Annotated in this window: 17 protein-coding genes and 1 pseudogene; 5 read left to right on the forward strand and 13 right to left on the reverse strand. The window is 32.5% G+C overall.

Going from position 1 to position 20071, the window contains the following annotated elements:
* Positions 1 to 5: 5 nt before the first annotated feature.
* The 5 genes from CKA54_RS02450 to nspC form a co-directional block, all read right to left on the reverse strand.
* Positions 6 to 2828 carry a formate dehydrogenase subunit alpha gene (locus tag CKA54_RS02450; RefSeq protein WP_120759695.1) on the reverse strand — a complete coding sequence of 941 codons (2823 nt, stop codon included), beginning with the start codon at positions 2826 to 2828 and terminating at the stop codon, positions 6 to 8.
* 15 nt (positions 2829 to 2843) lie between these two features.
* Positions 2844 to 3047: a twin-arginine translocation signal domain-containing protein gene (locus CKA54_RS02455; RefSeq protein WP_012661099.1), complete on the reverse strand. Its 204-nt coding sequence runs from the start codon at positions 3045 to 3047 to the stop codon at positions 2844 to 2846.
* Positions 3048 to 3222: 175 nt separating this feature from the next.
* Entirely contained in the window at positions 3223 to 3903 is a 681-nt protein-coding gene (locus CKA54_RS02460; RefSeq protein WP_120759697.1) for a molecular chaperone TorD family protein, read from the reverse strand.
* Between the two features lie 62 nt (positions 3904 to 3965).
* A complete protein-coding gene (locus CKA54_RS02465) occupies positions 3966 to 4895 on the reverse strand; it encodes a formate dehydrogenase subunit gamma (RefSeq protein ID WP_120759699.1) in 930 nt (309 codons plus the stop codon).
* A gap of 126 nt (positions 4896 to 5021) precedes the next feature.
* Entirely contained in the window at positions 5022 to 6185 is a 1164-nt protein-coding gene (gene nspC / locus CKA54_RS02470) for a carboxynorspermidine decarboxylase (RefSeq protein ID WP_120759701.1), read from the reverse strand.
* Between the two features lie 136 nt (positions 6186 to 6321).
* Between nspC and CKA54_RS02475 the strand changes: the two genes are divergently transcribed.
* From CKA54_RS02475 to CKA54_RS02490, 4 genes are read left to right on the forward strand one after another with little or no spacing between them, the layout of a single operon-like run.
* Positions 6322 to 7866: a multicopper oxidase family protein gene (locus CKA54_RS02475; RefSeq protein ID WP_120759703.1), complete on the forward strand. Its 1545-nt coding sequence runs from the start codon at positions 6322 to 6324 to the stop codon at positions 7864 to 7866.
* 11 nt (positions 7867 to 7877) lie between these two features.
* Positions 7878 to 8099 carry a molybdopterin synthase, small subunit gene (locus CKA54_RS02480; protein ID WP_039662900.1) on the forward strand — a complete coding sequence of 74 codons (222 nt, stop codon included), beginning with the start codon at positions 7878 to 7880 and terminating at the stop codon, positions 8097 to 8099.
* A gap of 3 nt (positions 8100 to 8102) precedes the next feature.
* Entirely contained in the window at positions 8103 to 8549 is a 447-nt protein-coding gene (locus CKA54_RS02485; protein ID WP_039662899.1) for a molybdenum cofactor biosynthesis protein MoaE, read from the forward strand.
* 2 nt (positions 8550 to 8551) lie between these two features.
* The gene (locus CKA54_RS02490) at positions 8552 to 9733 is read left to right on the forward strand and encodes a molybdopterin molybdotransferase MoeA (RefSeq protein ID WP_039662896.1); all 1182 of its coding nucleotides are present in this window, start codon (positions 8552 to 8554) and stop codon (positions 9731 to 9733) included.
* On the opposite strand, the gene CKA54_RS02495 is transcribed toward CKA54_RS02490, so the two are convergent.
* The 6 genes from CKA54_RS02495 to hsdR all read right to left on the reverse strand — a co-directional run bounded on the left by CKA54_RS02495 (position 9730) and on the right by hsdR (position 17958).
* On the reverse strand, positions 9730 to 11223 hold the full coding sequence (locus tag CKA54_RS02495) for an N-6 DNA methylase (protein ID WP_120759704.1): 1494 nt from the start codon (positions 11221 to 11223) through the stop codon (positions 9730 to 9732). The two genes, CKA54_RS02490 and CKA54_RS02495, sit on opposite strands and share 4 nt — an antisense overlap.
* On the reverse strand, positions 11224 to 12294 hold the full coding sequence (locus CKA54_RS02500) for a Fic family protein (RefSeq protein ID WP_120759706.1): 1071 nt from the start codon (positions 12292 to 12294) through the stop codon (positions 11224 to 11226).
* 120 nt (positions 12295 to 12414) lie between these two features.
* A complete protein-coding gene (locus CKA54_RS02505) occupies positions 12415 to 13626 on the reverse strand; it encodes a restriction endonuclease subunit S (RefSeq protein WP_120759708.1) in 1212 nt (403 codons plus the stop codon).
* Positions 13623 to 14255, reverse strand: a complete 633-nt coding sequence (locus CKA54_RS02510) for an RloB family protein (RefSeq protein WP_120759710.1) — start codon at positions 14253 to 14255, stop codon at positions 13623 to 13625. Before CKA54_RS02510 ends, CKA54_RS02505 begins: the two co-directional genes overlap by 4 nt.
* Complete coding sequence (locus tag CKA54_RS02515; RefSeq protein WP_120759712.1) at positions 14245 to 15567, reverse strand: ATP/GTP-binding protein; 1323 nt, start codon at positions 15565 to 15567, stop codon at positions 14245 to 14247. Before CKA54_RS02515 ends, CKA54_RS02510 begins: the two co-directional genes overlap by 11 nt.
* A gap of 78 nt (positions 15568 to 15645) precedes the next feature.
* Positions 15646 to 17958 carry an EcoAI/FtnUII family type I restriction enzme subunit R gene (gene hsdR, locus CKA54_RS02520; protein WP_120759714.1) on the reverse strand — a complete coding sequence of 771 codons (2313 nt, stop codon included), beginning with the start codon at positions 17956 to 17958 and terminating at the stop codon, positions 15646 to 15648.
* Positions 17959 to 18113: 155 nt separating this feature from the next.
* Between hsdR and CKA54_RS02525 the strand changes: the two are divergent.
* Positions 18114 to 19195: pseudogene (locus tag CKA54_RS02525) on the forward strand (NAD(P)-dependent alcohol dehydrogenase).
* On the opposite strand, the gene CKA54_RS02530 reads toward CKA54_RS02525, so the two are convergent.
* Complete coding sequence (locus CKA54_RS02530; protein WP_039627978.1) at positions 19192 to 19644, reverse strand: lipocalin family protein; 453 nt, start codon at positions 19642 to 19644, stop codon at positions 19192 to 19194. The pseudogene CKA54_RS02525 and the gene CKA54_RS02530 sit on opposite strands and share 4 nt — an antisense overlap.
* Positions 19641 to 19970 carry a helix-turn-helix domain-containing protein gene (locus CKA54_RS02535; protein ID WP_120759716.1) on the reverse strand — a complete coding sequence of 110 codons (330 nt, stop codon included), beginning with the start codon at positions 19968 to 19970 and terminating at the stop codon, positions 19641 to 19643. Before CKA54_RS02535 ends, CKA54_RS02530 begins: the two co-directional genes overlap by 4 nt.
* Positions 19971 to 20071 lie beyond the last annotated feature (101 nt).

Consider the following 20071-nt stretch of genomic DNA (forward strand, 5'->3'; position numbering starts at 1 on the left):
ACCCCTTACGCTTTCTCAAGTCTGCAAAGTCCTGCGTTAAATTCAGAAATTTGCGTGTTAATATCAAAACCATAGTTTGTAACTGTATTAGAACTTTCACCTATGGTATAAGGTTTAGTACCTTCTGGATAGTTATAACTTAAATCCACACCTTGCATAATACCTGCAAAGTTATAAGGCAAGCAAATTCTATCCGGTGTTACAGAGTGATTATGCACACATTTAACTTTGATCTTAGTGCCTTGTGGTGAATGGATCCACATCATATCTCCATCATTTATGCCGTATTTTAAAGCAAGTTCTGGGTGTACATTTGCAAACATTTCAGGAGTAATTGCTGCAAGATATTTGCTTGTTCTTTCAAGCATACCCGCACCACTTAAATTCACTAAACGCATACTTGAGATAATGGTTGGGAATTCTTTGCTCCAGTCTTTCTTTTGTTGTTCGCTAATAAATTTACTTTCAACCCTAAAGTTTTTCGCTTGATCACCCCAAGTAGGATATTTTTTAACCAAATCCCAGCGTGGTGAATGTAAAGGTTCTCTATGTAGTGGGATTGGATCGGCAAATTCCCAAACCTTCATTCTAGCTCTTGCATTACCTAAACAACAAGCACTTTTTTCTCTACATTTTTCTAAGATGATACCTGAAATGTCTGTACTCCAGCTAGCACCCATTAATTCTTTTTCACTATCACTTAATTTGATATTGAATACTTTTTCGATATTTTCTTTAGTAATTTGTGGATATCCACCTTTTACCTTACAACCTTTTGGTGTAAAGCTATCATCTGCAAGCTGAGAATGCCCATCATGCTCCAAACCAAAACGATTTCTAAAGCCCATCCCACCTTCCTCGTAAGGAATGTCAGTATTCCACATGATAGAAGTTCCTGGGTGTTGTTTATCCCAACAAGGCCAAGGTAAACCATAGTATTCACCTTTAACATCACCGCCAAGACCTCTTTGCGTATCAGGATCAAAATGCTCCCAATTTTGCTGATGTTTTCTTAAACGTTCAGCAGAAATACCTCTTAAACCTATACTCAAAAGACCATTACTCATCTCTCTTGTAGCATCATCAGGCCATACAAAATTATCATCATTATCATCTCTTGTTTGTACAAGCTTATGATCTTTTAATTCCATTTTCATACCACGAGTGTATTCTTTATAGAAGCCAAATTTCTTTGCAAATGCAAACATGATCTCTTGATCTTCTTTGCTTTCATAGATTGGTTTTACTACTTGAGAACGCCACTGCATAGCACGGTTAGTTGCTGTTACATAACCTTCTGTTTCAAACTGAGTTGAAGCAGGAATGATATAAATACCATCTGGACGATCTGCTAAAACCGCAACCTCATTAACAAAAGGTTCAGCGATTACGATCATATCAAGCTTTTTAAGCGCTTCTTGAATTTTTACGGTATGCGCCATAGAGGTGATACCTGTTCCTTGTACCCAAAGCACACGGATTGGAGAATTTGAGTAGGTTTTTTCTTCGTGTAAAACACCTTGCCACCATTTTGCAAGTGAGAAACCTTTTTCATGCATCCATTCTTTAGAATAAAATCTTGAATTTAAGTATTCTCTATCTACATTCCAAAAATTTGAAAAGTGATTCCACGCATCATCACCTAAACCATAATAAGCTGGTAAAGTATCTGCCAAACACCCCATATCAGTAGCACCTTGAACATTATCATGCCCTCTAATGATGTTAGTACCTGCACCAGGCTTACCTATATTACCAAGAACAAGTTGTAAAATAGCCAAAATTCTTGTATTAGAACTACCTACTGAGTGTTGAGTAATACCCAAAGCCCAAAATAATGTAGCCGGTTTGATTGTAGCTAGCATTTTTGTGATTTTTTCAAGTTGAGCCGCTGGAACACCTGTTACATCTTCAACCACATCTGGTGTCCACTTAGCAGCTTCTGCTTTAATTTCTTCAACACCATAAGTTCTAGTTTTGATTAATTCTTTATCTTCCCAACCATTTTTAAAGATCAAATGAAGCATACCATAAACTAAAGCTATATCTGTACCTGGACGAATTCTCACGTATTCATCAGCATGCACTGCTGTTTTTGTAAATACAGGATCTACAACTACTAATTTAGCATTATTGCGATCTTTAGCTTGCAATAAGTGTTTAAACCCGATAGGATTTGCCACTGCGGTATTTGCACCAAAAATAATCATCATTTTTGAGTGTTTAGTCACATCACCAAAATGATTTGTCATAGCGCCATAACCCCATGTATTCGCCACACCGGCGACTGTTGCGCTGTGTCAAATTCTAGCAACGTGGTCTATATTATTAGTACCCCAAAATGCTGCAAATTTTCTAAAATAATAAGCTTGTTGATTGTTAAACTTTGCCGAACCTAAGAACATAACGCTATCAGGTCCATTTTCTTTACGGATTTCAAGCATTTTATCACCGATTTCGTTGATCGCTTGCTCCCAAGTTAAACGCACCCATTTGCCGTTTTCTTTTTTCATAGGATATTTTATACGCTGTTTTGATTTAGTAAGATCGATTTGATCTATCCCTTTACAGCAGTGTGATCCTTGAGAAATAGGATGTTCTATAGCGTTTTCTTGACGCACCCAAACCCCATCTTGAACTTCAGCCTTAATCCCGCAGCCTGCACTACAGATACTACAGATTGTTCTTACAATCTTTGAATCTGGATAAGGATTTGCTACTTCTTGTTCGCTCGCATTTCTAATAGCTTTGTTATCACTACCAAAAGCTGCACTTCCAAGACCAGCAATACCAGCAAGCTTAAGAAAATTTCTTCTTGCTAATGCCATCTTCTTCCTTTCTTATTAATAAGCTATTTTGTAGTATTTTTCCCAATGCATAGTTTTTTTATAAAGCACTTCTTTTTTAGTGCTTTTTCCCAAAACTACTGTATTTTGCTCTTGGTAATCATCCTTAGCTAAAGCATTTACGCTCGCTCCGGCAACTACCCCTAAAGCACCAATTTTCAAAGATTTTTTAAGAAAATCTCTTCTTTGGTTAGCTTCCATGTTCTCTCCTTTGAAATAAAAGTAAAGAATAACTATAAATACTTATTTTTAAAGTATTTACACACTTAAACATCATAACTTTTGCATATTTTCACTTAAGATTTTATTTAATTTCCGTTTTCATAAAAAGATGATTTTGATAATATGTATTTTGGTAACAAAATACATATTAAAATTATAGCTTGCTTAATTCCTCGATATTAGTTTTGCTAAATTTAGTCGGAAGTCTTGGTTCATAAGGAAGTCTTTGTAGTGCTTCATCTGCGATACTTTTACCTTCTTTTTTTACAGGTGCTTGTACTTCTAAGTAAGCCCTTTCACTCACAAAAAATACTTTCATAATATTGGCAATAGCAATATAAAAATTTGAATTTTTATGAATTTGTAGTTTTTCTATAAATTCATCTACCACAGGATTGATCACAAAACGAAACAATTGTTGTGCAACTTTTAAGTCATGTTCAATAATACTTGCCATAAAAGCAAATAAAAATCCAAATTCATCTTCGCTTTGTCTGCATTCTTCTTTTTTTCTAAATTTTGTTTTTCTAATGATCTCACAGGCTTGAAGCTTCATTTTACCATCATCTCTACCCTCATCATAAAAGGAAGCACTAATAGGTACATTTACATAAGAAAAATCAAAAAACACGCTGTTTTGCTCTTCTTTAAAGCTTGCAAAATCACATGCACACAACTTTTCAAAATCAGGCTTTAAACTTTCATCTAAAGGACTTTGGGCTAAGGCTAAAACTTGCTTATGCCAAATTTCAAATTCTTCTTCATCGATAAAATTAAAAGCTTTGGAGAAAAATTCGTAAAAATACTTACGAGAAAGATCGATATCTTGTATCATATAATTTTCCTTGTTATTTTTATCTGATTATAACAAGGAAAATTTAAAAAAATCAAGAGATTTTAAATTTTTGTTTTAGAATCATAAGTAAAAGAAGGATTGATTTGTTTTTTATCGCTTAACTCTTTATACCAATAAGAATGCAAAATATAAACTTCTTCTTCTTCTTTATATCCACTAATCATCGAGTGAATACTTCCTTTGATCGCAAATACAGCCATATAAATATGAATAGCAAAAAACACTGCACATAAAATTCCCAAAATATTATGAATAATAGCAGAAGCTCTTAAAATATCTATATGAGAAATTCCAAAAATAGACTGCAACGAAGTAGAATTAAAATCAAGGAAAAACATAAAAGCACCCGTAGTGATCATCAAAAAGCCACCAAATACAGCGATATAATACCATGACTTTTGACCAAAGTTAAATTTACCCGCAGGTACAGGTTTTTTCTCTTTGCTTAAATACCCTCCAACTATCATCATCCATTTTAAATCATAACTTGCAGGAAGCATTCTTTTGATCCAGCATAAAAACATAGGAATGATAGAAATGATAAATAAAATCGTTGCGATACCATGTAAATTTTTACATAATCTTACAAAAAATCCTCCGCCAAAGTACGATCCAAAAATCATAATAAGACCCGTTGGCACAAGAATGATCCAAGAGATCGCTGCTACAAAGTGAAACAATCTTTCAAAGACCGAAAAAGCATAAATTTTCTTACCATCATGAGAGAATTTCTTAGGACCAATTACCATATAATGCAATGCAAAAGCCGAGATCACAGCAATGAGTATGATCAAAACAGCACTTGCGATGTATTCACCTTGTAGCTTAGTCCACAAAGCACCAAAATTTTGATAACTTTCTATATTCATCACTCTTTGCACATCCCAAATTTGAGTGTTTTTAACTTCAAAATTTTCTTGAGCAAATAGAAAGCTAAAACAGGCCAAAAGAGCTAGTATAACTCTATGCATAAATACTCCTAAATATTACAAACATTATCGTTGTAGTTTTGTTAAATTTCAGTTTCCGTTTTTATTTTAAAAAAAGTTTTATTTAAAAAACATAAATTTCTAAAAAACTACAAAAAAACTCATTTTTTAGTTTCTTTTTGAATAATTCTCATAGCCAAATTCTCTCACCATGGATAATTTTTCATTTTTATCCAAAAGCATTAAATTTGGAAGTCTTACTCCATTAAATGTAGTATTTTTCACTATAGAATAATGAATTTGATCCAAAAATACAATTTTTTGCCCTATTTTTAACTCTTGATCAAAAGCGTATTCGCCCATGATATCTCCTGCTAAGCAAGTATTGCCACCAAGCAAATAAGCAAATTCATTTTCTTTTAACTCGCTATATTTTTCCCCATCGCGACTTGATAAAATTCTAGCATTTAAAACTTCACTAGTATAAGGCATGATGATAGTATCTGGCATATGAGCTTCACTTGAAGTATCTAAAATAGCTATTTTTTTCTCATTTTCCACGATATCAACAACACTTGCAACTAAAGTCCCACACTGCCAACCTATAGCTTCACCTGGCTCAAGATACACTTGCACTCCGTATTTATCGCTAAATTTTTTACAAAGATCAATCAGCTTTTGCACATCATAACCCGCTTTTGTGATGTGATGTCCCCCGCCAAAGTTAATCCATTTCATATTTTTAATAAATTGTGAAAATTTAGCTTCAAAAGCATTTAACACAAGCTCTAAAGAATGCGCACTTTCTTCACACAAAGCATGAAAATGAAGCCCACTTAAAGCACTTAAGTCTTCATTTTCAAAATCAACTGCGCGAATTCCTAACCTTGAAAATCTACCACAAGGATTATAAAGTTCTTTTGGAGCCACTGAAAGCTCTGGATTACAACGCAAACCAAGAGACTTTTTACTTGCTTTATCTTTAAATTTTTTAAACTGATTAAAAGAATTAAATACAATATGGTGTGAAAGATTGATGATTTCATCTATTTCATCATCTTTAAAAGCAGGAGAGAAAGTATGAATTTCTTTATCCATGTATTCTTTAGCAAATTTAGCCTCCCAAAGCCCGCTACAAGTACAGCCTGATAAGTACTCGCCCACTATATCCATAGCACCTGAAAACGCAAATCCTTTGAGAGCAAGTAAAACTTTTGCGCCACTTTCTTCACTCACTTTAGCCAAAAGTTCACAATTTTTTCTAAGTTTGTCTTCTTCTAAAATATAAGCAGGAGTTTGAAAATTTTTATCTAGATGATTTTGGATTAACATTGTTTTTCCTTAATATAATTAAATTTACACATCAATTTTATATAAAATTATATCTAGTTTTTACAATTTACAATCATTAATCAAACAATAGCTATAATCAAAATCTAAACCCAAAAATTATTTAAGGCAAAATTTAATGAATAGAAGATTATTTTTAAAATGGAATGCTTTAGGTTTAGCAAGTATTAGCAGTGCCTATGCAATGGGTGATCACTCTCATCATGATATGCATTCACATCATACAGCAAAAAAAACTCACAAGGTCGATACTTCTTTTATCAAGCTAGAAGATCCAAACATTCAACTACTCGATGCAAAAGACTTTCCTAGCGAAGAAGCATTGGCAAAATTAAAACTTTTAAAAAACACAAGCACAAAGAAAAATTTCTTTAGATCTAGCATAGAAATCAAAGAAAGCCAAATAGAACTTGTCAAAGGTAAAAAAACCCAATGTTTTACCTATAATGGCTCCATACCAGGACCTAAAATCGAAGTTTATGAGGGTGATACAGTTGAAATTTTAGTAAAAAACAATCTAAAAGAGCCAACAACCATTCACTGGCATGGACTTGATATACCACCTGAACAAGATGGCAACCCACATGATCCCATCATGCCTGGTCGAGAAAAGATTTACCGTTTCAAACTTGGAGAAAATTCAGCAGGAACATACTGGTACCATCCTCATCCACACTACACCACAGCAAAGCAAGTTTATAAAGGCTTAGCAGGAGTTTTCGTGGTAAAAGCTAGAAAAGATGCATTGTCGCATTTACAAGAGCAAGACTGGGTGATTAGCGACCTACGCTTGGATAAAAACGCACAAATTCCTGATAATAATTTATTTGACTGGCTTAATGGTAGAGAAGGAAATTTAGTCTTAATCAATGGGCAATTAAAACCAAAAATCACCATCGATGATGCGCAAAGAATTCGCATATACAATCTATGTGCGGCAAGGTATTTAAATTTACGCATTCAAGGTGCTAAATTTATTTTAGTGGGAACTGATGGGGGACTTATAGAAAAAGGTATTGAATTAGATGAGTTGTTTTTAAGTCCTGCTTCAAGAGTAGAAGTGCTAATCCAAGCAAGCAAGGGTGATTTTAAACTTGAAAGCACCTACTATAACCGCGACAAAATGCTTGTCGAAGAAAAACCTTACACACTCACACTAGCTGATCTTAAAGTGGAAAAAACTTTAGAAAACATACCTGAAAAACTACGCGAATTTCCACCTTTAAAAGAAGCTACAAGCTTTAAAGAAGTAATCATGAGTGAAGACCATATGCAAATGCATGGCATTAGCAACAAAAGCGAAGAAGAAATCAAACAAAGTCTTGCCTCTATGTTTTTGATCAATGGTAAAACATTTGATATGAATAGAACGGATTTGACTTCAAAATTAAACGAGGTAGAAGAATGGGTGGTAAAAAACTCTTCTCACATGGATCATCCTTTTCATATACATGGAACACAATTTGAACTCATTTCTTCTCAATTTAAAGGTAAAATAACAAAAGCAAAATTCAGAGCATTGCAAGATACGATCAATGTAAGACCTGGTGAAGAACTAAGACTAAGAATGAGCCAAAATTTCACCGGCATTAGAATGTTTCACTGCCACATTTTAGAACACGAAGATCTTGGAATGATGGGAATTTTAAAAATCAAAGAATAAAGGTAAAAAAAATGGTAAAAGTTGAATTTCTAGGACCAATCAACAAAGAAAGTTTAGAACTAGAAGTAAAAAGCTTAAAAGAATTAAAAGTGATTTTAGGGCAAGATGAAAGCTTAAAAGAATGGCTTGAGCTTTGCGCAGTTGCTTTAAACGATGAAATGGTTTTTGATGATGAAACCACCCTAAAAGATGGGGATAAAATCTGCTTACTTCCGCCGGTTTGTGGAGGATAAGTTATGTTTGAATTACATCAAGGATCTTTGGAAATTCCTAGCATTTACGCTAGATGGTATGAATACGCTAAAGACAAAAACTGCGGAGCTTTGATCACATTTTGCGGTATAGTGAGAGCTGAAGATGGAATCGAAGCTTTAAGCTTTGATATATATGAGCCTTTATTGAAAACTTGGTTTGAAAAATGGTGTCAAAAACTTGCCAATGAAAACGTAAGCTTGATGTTTGCTCACTCTATCGGCGAGGTAAAAGTACATGAGAGTTCTTATTTTGCTGGGGTTTTAAGCAAACAAAGAAAACTAGGACTTAAGCTGATTAACGATTTTGTAGAAGATTTTAAAGCAAGTGCACCTATATGGAAATATGATATCATCAATGGTGAAAAAATTTATGCTAAAGAACGCTCTTTGAAACTTCAAGGAGCAGGAATTTTAAGCACTAAGGACTAAAAATGCTAACTTCTTATAATCAAAGTTTAAATATACTTCATTCGCATATAAAAGCATACGAAAAGATAGAAAACATCGCCTTAACACAGTGCTTAGATAGAATTTTAGCCATAGACATCAAAGCTTCTACCAATAACCCTCAATTTCCCACAGCTTCTATGGATGGCTATGCGATCAAATTTAGCGAGCAAGATGAGGCTTTGTCTATCATAGGCGAAGTACCTGCGGGAGTTTTTCCAAGCTTTAAAATACAAAGCAAAGAATGTGTTAAAACCTTTACAGGTTCTTTAATGAGTGAGGGTTGTGATACCTTAGTACCCGTGGAAAAAGTAGAAGTTAAAAACGGTGTGGTTTACATCAAAGAAAAAGTCCCTCAAGGCTTTGCTGTGAGAAAGGTGGGTGAGAGTTACACCGAGGGTGAAATTTTACTCACTAAAGGCACAAAACTAGGCTATAGCGAGATAGCACTTTTAGCCGAGCTTGGATACTTTCATATTTGCGTTTTTGCTAAACCTATCATAGGCGTGTTAAGCAGTGGAAGTGAGATCAAAGACTTAGGCGAAAGCTTAGAACACCCTGCACAAATTCGCTCATCAAACCATATAGCCATAGCTAATATGGCGAAAAAGCTTGGTGCTGAAGCTAGAATTTTTCCACTTTTAAAAGATGATATGCAAAAAACCCCAAGTGTTTTAAAACAAGCACTTAATGCATGTGATATTTTAGTTACCACCGGTGGGGTTTCCATGGGGGATTTTGACTTTTTAAAACAAGCTGTTAAAGAGTATGAAGTCATCATAGACAAAGTCGATGTAAAACCTGGCAAACACATCAAAATAGCCAAATTTGAAGACAAATTCATCTTTGCTCTACCGGGTTTTCCATACTCGGCTATGGTGATGTTTAACTTATATGTAAGAGAACTTTTAAATGCTTGGCTTTTACAAGAAAAAGACTATGTATTTAAAGCATTTGCAAATACTGACTATAAGAAAAAAAGTTCGCATTTAGAATTTGTAGCTTGTAATGTAGAATTTAAAGATGGAAAAATTTATGCCAATTTAAAAGGCAAAAAACAAGGCTCAAGTGCCATCATCAACAACCTTAACCATAAAGCTGCACTTATGATAGCACATGATGATATAAAAGAAAATGATTTGGTTGATATAATTTTTATGCCTTAAACAAGTGCTTTTTGAATTTTTTCAAAAAGCATTTTTGCTTGTTTTTGATTTTGCTCTAACTCGCTTAAAATTTCCTCTACTTCACGCAAAGTTTTTTCTTCTTTTACGTTTGGGTTTTTAGCACTTAAATCATAATTTCTTTCTTCAAGTTCTTTTTTACTTACCAAATAAGAATTAGCCGTGATTTTTCTTTCTTTATAGCATTTTAAAAATTCTTGCAAATGTGTGTATTCTAAAGGTTTGTTTTTGGTCAATTTAAAAGGAGGCACAAGCTCATAGTAATATACACTTTCATCATTTTCACCACAAATACTTCTTTGTCCTTTAGAGAAAAAAAGCACATTAGTTTTTACCGCACTATAAGGCAAAAACACCCCACTTGGCAAGCTTAAAACACATTCAAGATTAAAATTTTCTAGCAAGTCTTTTTTTACACTCACAAAGGCATTTGAATTTTGAAAAAGCACTCCTTCAGGCACTACTATGGCACATCTTCCATTGTTTTTCAAAGACTTTAAAATATGCTGTAAAAACAAAAGCTCGGTGGCATTTGATTTTACAGGAAAGTTATTTTGAATTTGATCTTTTTCTTTACCACCAAAAGGAGGATTTGCTAAAATCACTTCGTATTTTTCATTTTCAGTTATGTCTGTGATTTTTTTATTTAGAGTATTGGTTTTGATGATATTTGGGGACTTAACCTCATGCAAGATCATATTCATCACACCCATTGCATAACTTAGCGGAGTTTTTTCTTTACCAAACAAGGCATCATTTTGTAAAAATTCAAGTTCTTCCACACTCAAATTTGCTTTTTTCTTTTTTGTCCTATCTTCATAAAGAATATGCAAAAAACTCTCTACTAAAAACCCACAACTCCCACACGCAGGATCATAAATTCTCTCTTTTGCTTTAGGGTCTAGCACCTCCACCATAGCTCTAACCAAAGGTCTTGGGGTATAAAACTCCCCGCTATTTCCCCCATCGCTTCCCATGTCTTTTAAAAGCTTCTCATAAACCTCACCTAAAGCAAATACATCACTTTCTTTGCTAAAACTTAGCTCATCGACTAAATTTATAACTTCTCTTAAAGTATGGCCATTAGCTATGCGGTTGTCTATAAATTCAAAAATTCCGCCTATCTTATACTCTATGCTTTTGAAATTTTCATTATCTTTAAAACTTTTTAGATATGGAAAAAGCTCATCATTCACAAAGCTTAGCAAATCACTTCCACTTAAAGCATTTTTTACATCAAGCTTTCCTTCGCTTGTTTTAGGTGCTGCCCAAGCTCTCCAACTGAATTTTTCTTGCAAAATAGCCTTATAAGGCTTTTCATCTAACTCAGCTTCTAGCTTTAACTCTTCTTCATAATCATCTAAAAATTTCAAAAAAAGCACCCAACTAATCTGCTCACTATAATGCATAGCACCGCTTATGCCATCATCGCGTCTTAGAATATCTGTGATTTTATCGATTTTACCTTGCATTTAAAAAATTCCCTTTCTAAAAAGTCTTAAAAGTTCTATATTAATATAATAATTATTTCTACCCATTTTAATGCACTCTAGCACCCCTAAATTTTCACAAATTTTAAGGTATTTTGAGGCACTTTGCCTAGAAATATCTAATTTATTTATCAAAAAGTCTATCTTTGTATAAGGATGAGAAAACAAAAGCTCCACAAAGTCTTTGCTGTAAAAGTTCGTTTTATTTTGCAAAATTTCACCTACATCAGACATCATTTTTTCTATTATAGTAATGGTTTTTATCGTTTTTATAGCAGTTTGCTCTACACCTTTGAGTATGTATTCTATCCATTCTAAAATTGCACCTTCATCACATACTTTTTGTAAAAGATTGTAATACTCTTCTTTGTTATTTACTATATAAGCGCTTAAATACAAGATAGGCAAATCAAGCAAGCCTTTATAAACTAAATAAAGTATATTGATAATCCTGCCTGTTCTACCATTACCATCGTAAAATGGATGTATGCTTTCAAACTGATAATGAATGATTGCCATTTTTACCAAAAAATCAAGTTCATCTAAAGTATCATCGTTGATGTATCGCTCCAAATTTCCCATAAGTTCTTGTATATCACTAGGATTTTGCGGGGGTGTGTGTTTGATTTCTCCTGTGGTAGGATTTATCAGTGTAGTTCCGCTTTGTTTTCTAAAACCTGCATTATTTCTTTCTAGTCTTTTTTGAATTTCTAAAATATGCGCATTTCTTAATAATTGCTCTTTTTTTAAAAGCTCATATCCTTTTTTTAAAGCATTTTCATAGTCTTTCACTTCTTTTGCCGCTCTTGTAAGTTTACTTTCATCGATTTGAGATAAAAAAAGCTCATCGTGAGTGGTAATAATATTTTCTATCTCGCTAGAATCTTTAGCTTCTTGCAAGATCAAAGCATTGATTAATATATTTGGATTAGGCATGCTTTTGCTAAGTCCATTTAACTCCGCTAATTTTCTCGAAGCCCTAATGATGAGACCATAAATATTTGCATTTAATTCTATATCTAAAGGAAGTTTTGGTGGTATGAATTCTTTCATAATTTTTCCATATGTTAAAATTTTTTAAAATTTTTAACATTATAAAAAAATATGTTAAAAAAATCAAAAATTTTTAACATATCTAGCTAATGTGTTAAAATTTCTAAAAATTTTTAACATTTACAATCTTCCTTGAAAAGCTTTATCTAGCAAGGACTTTTTAAGCTCTTGTAGATTTTTTATCTGCATTTGATAGTTTTGCTTTAAATTTTTTACATGAGAAGAAAGCTCATCTAAATGCGAAGCGATTTGCTCTTGCTCTTGTAAAGGTGGTAGGGGGATTTTTAATTTAGAAAATTCTGTTTTATTTATAATTGGTAAAGTAGTTTGAGAAGCATTTTTTTTAAGAATTTCTTGAAAATAGTTACTTAAGCATACAAAAAATAAATACTTTGAAACAAAAGTAGAATTTGGAACAATGGCATTAATCTGTTGATTACAACTCCCATTAACTCCACTTAATCCTACTTTCCCAATAGAAGCACCTATACAAACTACCAAAATTGTATCTTTTGGTAAATTTCTTGCATTATCAAAGCCTACTTTTGATAAATTATCACTTGCAAATTTTATTATCATATCTCCATTTAAATCACTAGGCTTAAATAGTGGATACTCATTTCCATAAAAATTAGGATTATTTTTACTAGGTGTTGTTCCGGTAATTATTTCTCCAATTTCCCCTAAGCTTTTCCATTCCCAACCTTGTGGGAGTTTGTAGTTTTCCTTAGCATTATCTTTTAAGGGGTTAAAAGCTTTTTGCAAGGCACTTTGCATTAACTCATCTAAATTGAGCAAATCTTGCTCTAAAATTTTTATACTCTCATCTATCTTTGCAAAACTCTCATCTAAAATCCCCACTATCCTTTCTTGCTCTTTAAGTGATGGAAGTAGAATTTCGATTTGCTTAAGTTTTTGTTTATTTAATGTCTTGCCCTTTACTGCATTATCAACATATTTTTCTAAGTCTGCAAATTTTAAAGCATAATCTAAAAAATATTTATTAATATTTTTATCTTTAATAAAAATCGCTGCAATGGCTTCATTTGTATATAAATCACAATCAGCAAAAGCTGTTTTTCCTAGTGTTAATTTGAAGCTCATTAGTAGAGTTCCTTTAGGAACTATTTTCATATTTGTCTTTAAAATTGCATCATTTGAAATTTTTTCATTTGAAGAAGAAACAAATTTACTTTTTAAATCTCTAATACTTAGCCAAATATTTTTGCCTTGAAAAAAATCAATATTATTTCTAGATGGAGTTTTGCCTATTTGAATTTCAACAATATCACCAAGCTTTTTAACTTCCCAACCCTGCGGTAAATTTGTCATTGGTTTATTCTTGCGTTGTTTAATTCTTGAAATTTAAGTGCAAGTTTATCCATAAAAGTATATGAGCTTGTATAGTTATTTTTTTCTGCTTCTTCATTCGCTTTTTGAGCATTTGCAATAGCTGCATTAAGATTTTTTTGTATAATACTTGTAAAATCATAATTTTTAGTATAATCTTTGATATATTTTTTCAAGCAAGTATTGATTAATTCATTACAAGGACTATTTGTGCTAAATGATTTTGTAGTATATGTAAAATGCAAAAGTACCCAAAATTCAAAACAAGGAATTGAGACAATTGCTTCAAAATTACATTGATCGCATTTTTGCTTTGCATCGTTAAAACTTGAGTGCTTATCTTTATCAAATACACAATAAATTTTATCATAAAAATTTTCTTTGCTTTTTTTTTCAGCGAAGTTAACAATTTTTAAAGGATCTGAATCTTTACTTGAGATGATGTTTATACTTACATTAATTAATTCAAAGAAATCTTTTAATTGATTTAAATAGTTTTTTTCCGTTTTTTCACCTTCGCATACTATAAGTATAATTTCATTTTCTTTTCTTCTTGTTTTTCTGCCTCTTATTTTTGTGTTTCTTTTTTTGTGAAAATCATCAGTTCCCATTATCACTCCATGATGATAATATTTCTTTAAAATAAGGTAAAGCCCCAAAACGCCCTAAAAGATAATCATTTTCCAAATTTGTTTTATCTCTTCTCTCTTCACTCTCTTCAAAATCACTCAAAGGATAAAGTTTGGTTGCTTTATTTTGTTTTTCACAAAACCAAATTTGATCTCTTCTAAAGATATCTTGATTTAAAATAGAAGTATCATGAGTGGTAAAAATGAGCTGAGCATTTGATTTGTTTAAACCTTCATTATGAAAAAGATTTACTAAGAATTTTGTCATTAAAGGGTGTAAGTGAGTATTTAGCTCATCTATTATTAAAATATTTCCTCTTTTTAAAGACTTAATCCAAATGCCTATTAAATTAAAAAATTTTTGCGTTCCATCTGACTCATCTTTAAAATTTAAAAATTTTATTTGGTTATTTTGACTTAAGTGCATAAAAGATATATCTTCTAATATTTTTGCATTTTTTAATTCTTGGATATTTTTGATTTCTTTAATGATTTTTTCTTTGACTTCTTGCGCAAGAATTTGAAGATTTGGTAGTAATGAATTTTCATCAATATCGCTTGTTTTAATCTCCACACCTTCTATATCTAAATCGGCTATTTTAAAAAAACTATCAACTAATTCTTTGTCTTTTTTATATTCATTAATCGTGATACTTTTTCCGTTGCCCCAGCCATTTGAATTTGCTATTTGGAGCTTAAGATCAAAAAAATCAAACACAGGTTTTAATTGTTCATTATTCAACTGAATAACTACGGATAAAAATAAGGCATTATCTCTAGTACTATCTTTCCATAACTGTCTATAAATTTCATCAGCTAAAAATTTTTCTCCAAAGGAATAAACATATTTTTCTTCTTTTTTATTATAAATTCTTTCAAACCAATTTTGCTCAGCATCATTTTCATCAAAAGTTAAAAGCCATTCTTCTAAAATTTTTTCAGAATTTAAAATAAAACCATATTGATATTTTTTATTATCTTGTATAAAAATGATTTCAAATTTTGTGGGTTTATTATCTTCGTTTCCTAGCAAAAAAGGTGTTACCGACAATTCATCACCTCTTTGTTTTGTCGCACTAGAAATAACAATGGTTTTCATAGTTTTTAAAGCTTTTATAATATTTGATTTACCCGCAGCATTTGCTCCATAAACCACACTACTTTTTAATAATCTTAATTTTCCATTATTACTAACATGAGAATTTAAAAAAGTATTATCACTACTTGCAACCATACTCAAAACTTGTTCATCTTGAATAGATAAAAAATTCTCCACTCTAAATTCTATAAGCATATTTTTTCCTAAAATATATTAAATAATTATTTCTATAGATTATTTTAACAAAAATTCTCCAATTTAATATTAAAAATTTCACCTCGCATAAATCTCCCTTTGTAAATCATCAATGCATTGTTTTAAATTTTCCATACCTTCAAATTCACTCACTAGCTCTTTTACGCTACCTAAAGAGCTAAGATCTATAAGTGTTTTTAACCCACTATCAAAGTCTTTTATGCCATACTCTTGATACCTATCTAGTAAAAACTCCACAAGCTTTAAGGCTTTTTCTTTTTGGAAGCGTTTTAAAAATGTACTATTTTTTACATTTAGCACGCGTTCATGGCGTGTTTTTATCTCGCTGTTAAAGCTTAAGTGTGCTAGCACATCATACACATCGCAGTCTTTTTGCTCAAAAATCACTGTCAATTCTTCCAAAACCTGCTCGCTTATGCGGTCTTTTTCAAGTTTTTGTAAAAATTCTTTCCTGCTTGCTTGGTTACTCCAAATCTCGCGTAACCTTGTCTCATCGTTATAAAATTCTGCTAGCTTTCCTACTAAAAATTCCAAAAATTCTTTTGTGCTAAGTGGCTTGTCGCTATCTCCTATGTAGCTTGTCGTTATATCAAGCACTTTTAGTTTGGTACCTTTTAAATGCACAGTGACTTCTTTTTGCTTGGTTGCTTCTTTAGGGTTGCTTTGCTCTCTTTTGTTTTGTATAGTTTTTACCTCGGTTTTTTCTTCATCTTTGATCTGCTCGCCATCCCATTTAGGATCATAAAAAAGTCTTGTTACTCCGGTAAAATCTAGTATAGTAAAAAAGTCTTTTCCCTCATACACCCTAGTGCCTCTTCCGATGATTTGCTTAAATTCTATGATAGAACCTATATTTGCCAAAAGCACTATGTTGCGGACATTTCTAGCATCTACTCCTGTGGTTAGCATTTTAGAACTAGTGAGTATCACAGGGTAGCTTTTGTCATTATCTTGAAACTGCTTTAAGTACTCAAGCCCTATTTTACCCTCATCACTTGTAACCCTCGCGCAGTAGTCATCTCTTTTTACACTTTTAAATTTATCAATGGCTCTTTTTACTTCACTTGCATGGGCTTGGTTAGTACAAAAGATGATGGTTTTATCCATAGGGTTGATGAGCTTTAAAATTTCTTTAGCTAGAAAGTCGTTGTATTGAGGTAAGTGAATATTTCTTTCAAATTCATTGATCTTATAAAAGCCTTTTTCTAACTCACCTTCTATGATATCATCAGGGTTGTACACATAGCCTTCACTAAGCGTAGTCGTAACACGCTTAACTTTATAAGGGGTTAAAAAGCCATCTTCTATGCCATCTTTAAGACTATACTCATATATACTCTCACCAAAATACCTATAAGTATCTACATTATCGCTTTTTTTAGGAGTAGCAGTAAGCCCCAAATGCGTAGCCGATGAAAAGTACTCTAGCACCCCTGCCCAGCTACCTTCTTCATTCGCTCCACCTCTGTGGCATTCATCGATGATGATAAGATCAAAAAAGTCTTTGGGGTATTGTAAGTAGAATTTGCTTTCTTGTTCTTCATTAGCATTTTCTTGTTCTTTTGAATTTGAAGCTAGACTTTGATAAATTCCAAAAAACACATTTGCACTTGTAGGCACTCTGCCATTATTTTTTCTCAACTCTTGCGCACTCACTGTCACGCAATCGCCCTCTATAGGATTAAACTCTCCTAAAGCTTGATCTCTTAAACTCACCCTATCACATAAAAATAATATCTTAGGTTTTTTGTCTTGATTTGTTTTATTCCACCTAGCTTCAAGTAAACGATAACACAAAGCAAAAGCTATGGTGGTTTTACCTGTACCTGTAGCAAGAGTGAGTAAAATTCTATTTTTACCGTTGATCAAAGCTTCTATGACTTTATCAACTGCGATCTTTTGATAATATCTTAATTCTTTTTGGGGTATGTATAATTCTCGCTGCGATAAAAGCTTGTGTTGCCATTCTTTTAAATTTCCATAAATCCTAGCAAAAAGCTCACTTGGGGTTGGAAAATTTTCTATGTACTCACCGCTTGAAGTTTTTAAGTTGTATTCATAAATTTTATCGCCATTAGTGCTATATACAAATGCTACGTTTAAAATTCTGGCATATTCTATGCCTTGAGACAAGCCATCTAAAGGATCTTTGCTTTGTTTTTTAGCTTCTATGATAGCAAGATTATTGTTTTGAAATTTCAACAAATAATCTGCAAATTTTCTTTCGCCTCTTTTATTTCCTATAAGCTTACGCCCATCAGTAAAATAATAATTTCTTATGATATTTTCTTCACTCCAAGAGCTAGCGTGAAGTTTTACATCTATGAGTTTAACTCTAGTATCATCTTCTGAAAAATGCTTAAGTTCCATGGCTTCCTTATGGGTAAAAAATTTAAATAATTATACCATAAAAATCAAACCAAAACCCACAAACGTACCTTGAGTATAGTATCTTACTTTATTTTCCCTATTGCAATAAAAACCTAGCTTTATTATAATTAAAAAAACGCAAAGGAGAAAGAAAAATGGATTCAAAAATCTTTTTAGAAAATGGTCGTGTTAAAAGTAAAGGCTATGCTATGCTTAGCAAAGATTCTAAATTCACGCCTTTTGAATTTACACGCCACAAAGTAGGTAAAAACGACATCTTAATCGCTATCAAATACGCAGGAATTTGCCATAGTGACATTCACACCGCAAGAAGCGAATGGGGCGAGGCAACCTACCCTTGTGTACCTGGGCATGAAATAGCAGGAGAAGTCATCGCAGTGGGGAAAATGTAAGTAAATTTAAAGTAGGCGATTTTGCTGGGGTTGGGTGTATGGTCAACTCATGCGGAGAGTGTGAAGCATGCAAAAAATCTCAAGAGCAATTTTGTGAAAATGGTAAAACCATCTACACTTATAACTGTAAAGATGTATTTCATGATAATGAAAACACCTATGGAGGCTACTCAAACAACATCGTAGTAAGTGAAAAATTTGCTATCAATGTGCCACAAAATGCACCACTTGAAAAAGTAGCGCCTTTGCTTTGTGCGGGTATTACTACCTACTCACCGCTTAAATTTTCAAATATCAAAGAAGGCTCAAGTGTAGCCATAGCAGGTTTTGGTGGACTTGGTATGATGGCAGTTAAATACACTGTGAAAATGGGAGCAAAAGTAAGTGTTTTTGCAAGAAATGAAAACAAAAAAGCAGAAGCTCTAGCTATGGGAGTGAGTAATTTTTATACCAGTACCAATAAAAGCGTAGTAAAAGAAAGATTTGACCTCATCATCTCTACCATACCAACTCCTTATGATCCACTAGCTTATATGGACTTGTTAAAATTTGGCGGTGAGATGGCTATTGTAGGACTACCTCCGCATGAAGTAAGCCCTAGTATCAACATTGTTCATTTTGTACACAAAGCAGGTAAAAAAGTATATGGTTCGTTGATTGGAGGCATTAAAGAAACCCAAGAAATGCTTGATTTTTCTTTGGAGCATGGAATTTACCCTGAGATTGAACTCATCAAACCAAGTGAGATTGACAAAGCTTATGAAAACCTCACTTCAGGAAAAGCTAAATTCCGTTATGTAATCGATATGAATGAAGCACTTTAGTGCTTATCAAAAATCACATCACTAGTGTCAAAACCTCTTTGCTTGGCTATTTCAAGCAAAGAGTTTATCTGTTCTTTTTCTAAAATTTTTCTTGATAAAATCCAAAGGTATTTTTTATCAGGACTACCTACGATAGAAACTTGATAATTTGTATCAATGTAAACAATCTCATAATTTGGCTTGTTGAAGATATTCATAAATATACTAAACTTAACCGCTAAAGCTCTTGGAGATTTCACCCTTGCTTTGCCATTTGCTTGTGAAATTTCACCATTTTCTTTGGTGCATATATTTTTGACTTTTATTATAGGCGTAGTACCTTGATACTCTAGCTCGTATTCTGCTTTAGCGCTTTTACAAGTTTTTTGAAAAAAAGCAGGCTTTCTAGCCATTTCTAGCCATGTACCCATGTATTTTTCTAAATCAATACCATCTAATAATTCTATCATTTTTCTTCCTTTTGATTCACTTCGCCCCAACTACACATCGCTTGTAAGATAGGGATCAAACTTTGACCTTTTTTAGAAAGTCTGTATTCTACTTTTGGTGGAATTTGTGGGTATTCTTTACGAATGATCAAATCATCACTTTCAAGCTCTCTTAGAGTATGCGTTAAGGTCTTAAAAGAAATACTCCCAAGATATCTTTTTAACTCATTATATCTTACTACTTCATAACGAAATAAACAATACAAAACACTCATTTTATACTTTCCTGAAATCAAAGATAAAGTATAATTAAATCCGCATTCTGTAAAGTTGCATTTTTCTTTCATAAAATATTTTCCTTAGTTAACTCAAATTATGTCTTTATAAGTTATAATACAAAATTATTAGTTAATAAAACAAAAAAAAGGAAGTAAATAGATTTCATTAC

The sequence above is a fragment of the Campylobacter sp. P255 genome (genome assembly GCF_003627915.1).
Lineage (GTDB): Bacteria > Campylobacterota > Campylobacteria > Campylobacterales > Campylobacteraceae > Campylobacter_D.

Excerpts from the sequence above, each read along its gene's own strand:
- hsdR (WP_120759714.1), bottom strand. The coding sequence starts at position 17,958 with ATGGAACTTAAGCATTTTTCAGAAGATGATACTAGAGTTAAACTCATA.
- CKA54_RS02465 (WP_120759699.1), bottom strand. The coding sequence starts at position 4,895 with ATGCATAGAGTTATACTAGCTCTTTTGGCCTGTTTTAGCTTTCTATTT.
- CKA54_RS02490 (WP_039662896.1), top strand. The coding sequence starts at position 8,552 with ATGCTAACTTCTTATAATCAAAGTTTAAATATACTTCATTCGCATATA.
- CKA54_RS02485 (WP_039662899.1), top strand. The coding sequence starts at position 8,103 with ATGTTTGAATTACATCAAGGATCTTTGGAAATTCCTAGCATTTACGCT.
- CKA54_RS02460 (WP_120759697.1), bottom strand. The coding sequence starts at position 3,903 with ATGATACAAGATATCGATCTTTCTCGTAAGTATTTTTACGAATTTTTC.
- CKA54_RS02505 (WP_120759708.1), bottom strand. The coding sequence starts at position 13,626 with ATGACAAATTTACCGCAGGGTTGGGAAGTTAAAAAGCTTGGTGATATT.
- nspC (WP_120759701.1), bottom strand. The coding sequence starts at position 6,185 with ATGTTAATCCAAAATCATCTAGATAAAAATTTTCAAACTCCTGCTTAT.
- CKA54_RS02510 (WP_120759710.1), bottom strand. The coding sequence starts at position 14,255 with ATGGGAACTGATGATTTTCACAAAAAAAGAAACACAAAAATAAGAGGC.
- CKA54_RS02475 (WP_120759703.1), top strand. The coding sequence starts at position 6,322 with ATGAATAGAAGATTATTTTTAAAATGGAATGCTTTAGGTTTAGCAAGT.
- CKA54_RS02530 (WP_039627978.1), bottom strand. The coding sequence starts at position 19,644 with ATGATAGAATTATTAGATGGTATTGATTTAGAAAAATACATGGGTACA.
- CKA54_RS02515 (WP_120759712.1), bottom strand. The coding sequence starts at position 15,567 with ATGCTTATAGAATTTAGAGTGGAGAATTTTTTATCTATTCAAGATGAA.
- CKA54_RS02455 (WP_012661099.1), bottom strand. The coding sequence starts at position 3,047 with ATGGAAGCTAACCAAAGAAGAGATTTTCTTAAAAAATCTTTGAAAATT.
- CKA54_RS02535 (WP_120759716.1), bottom strand. The coding sequence starts at position 19,970 with ATGAAAGAAAAATGCAACTTTACAGAATGCGGATTTAATTATACTTTA.
- CKA54_RS02480 (WP_039662900.1), top strand. The coding sequence starts at position 7,878 with ATGGTAAAAGTTGAATTTCTAGGACCAATCAACAAAGAAAGTTTAGAA.
- CKA54_RS02500 (WP_120759706.1), bottom strand. The coding sequence starts at position 12,294 with ATGAAAGAATTCATACCACCAAAACTTCCTTTAGATATAGAATTAAAT.
- CKA54_RS02495 (WP_120759704.1), bottom strand. The coding sequence starts at position 11,223 with ATGCAAGGTAAAATCGATAAAATCACAGATATTCTAAGACGCGATGAT.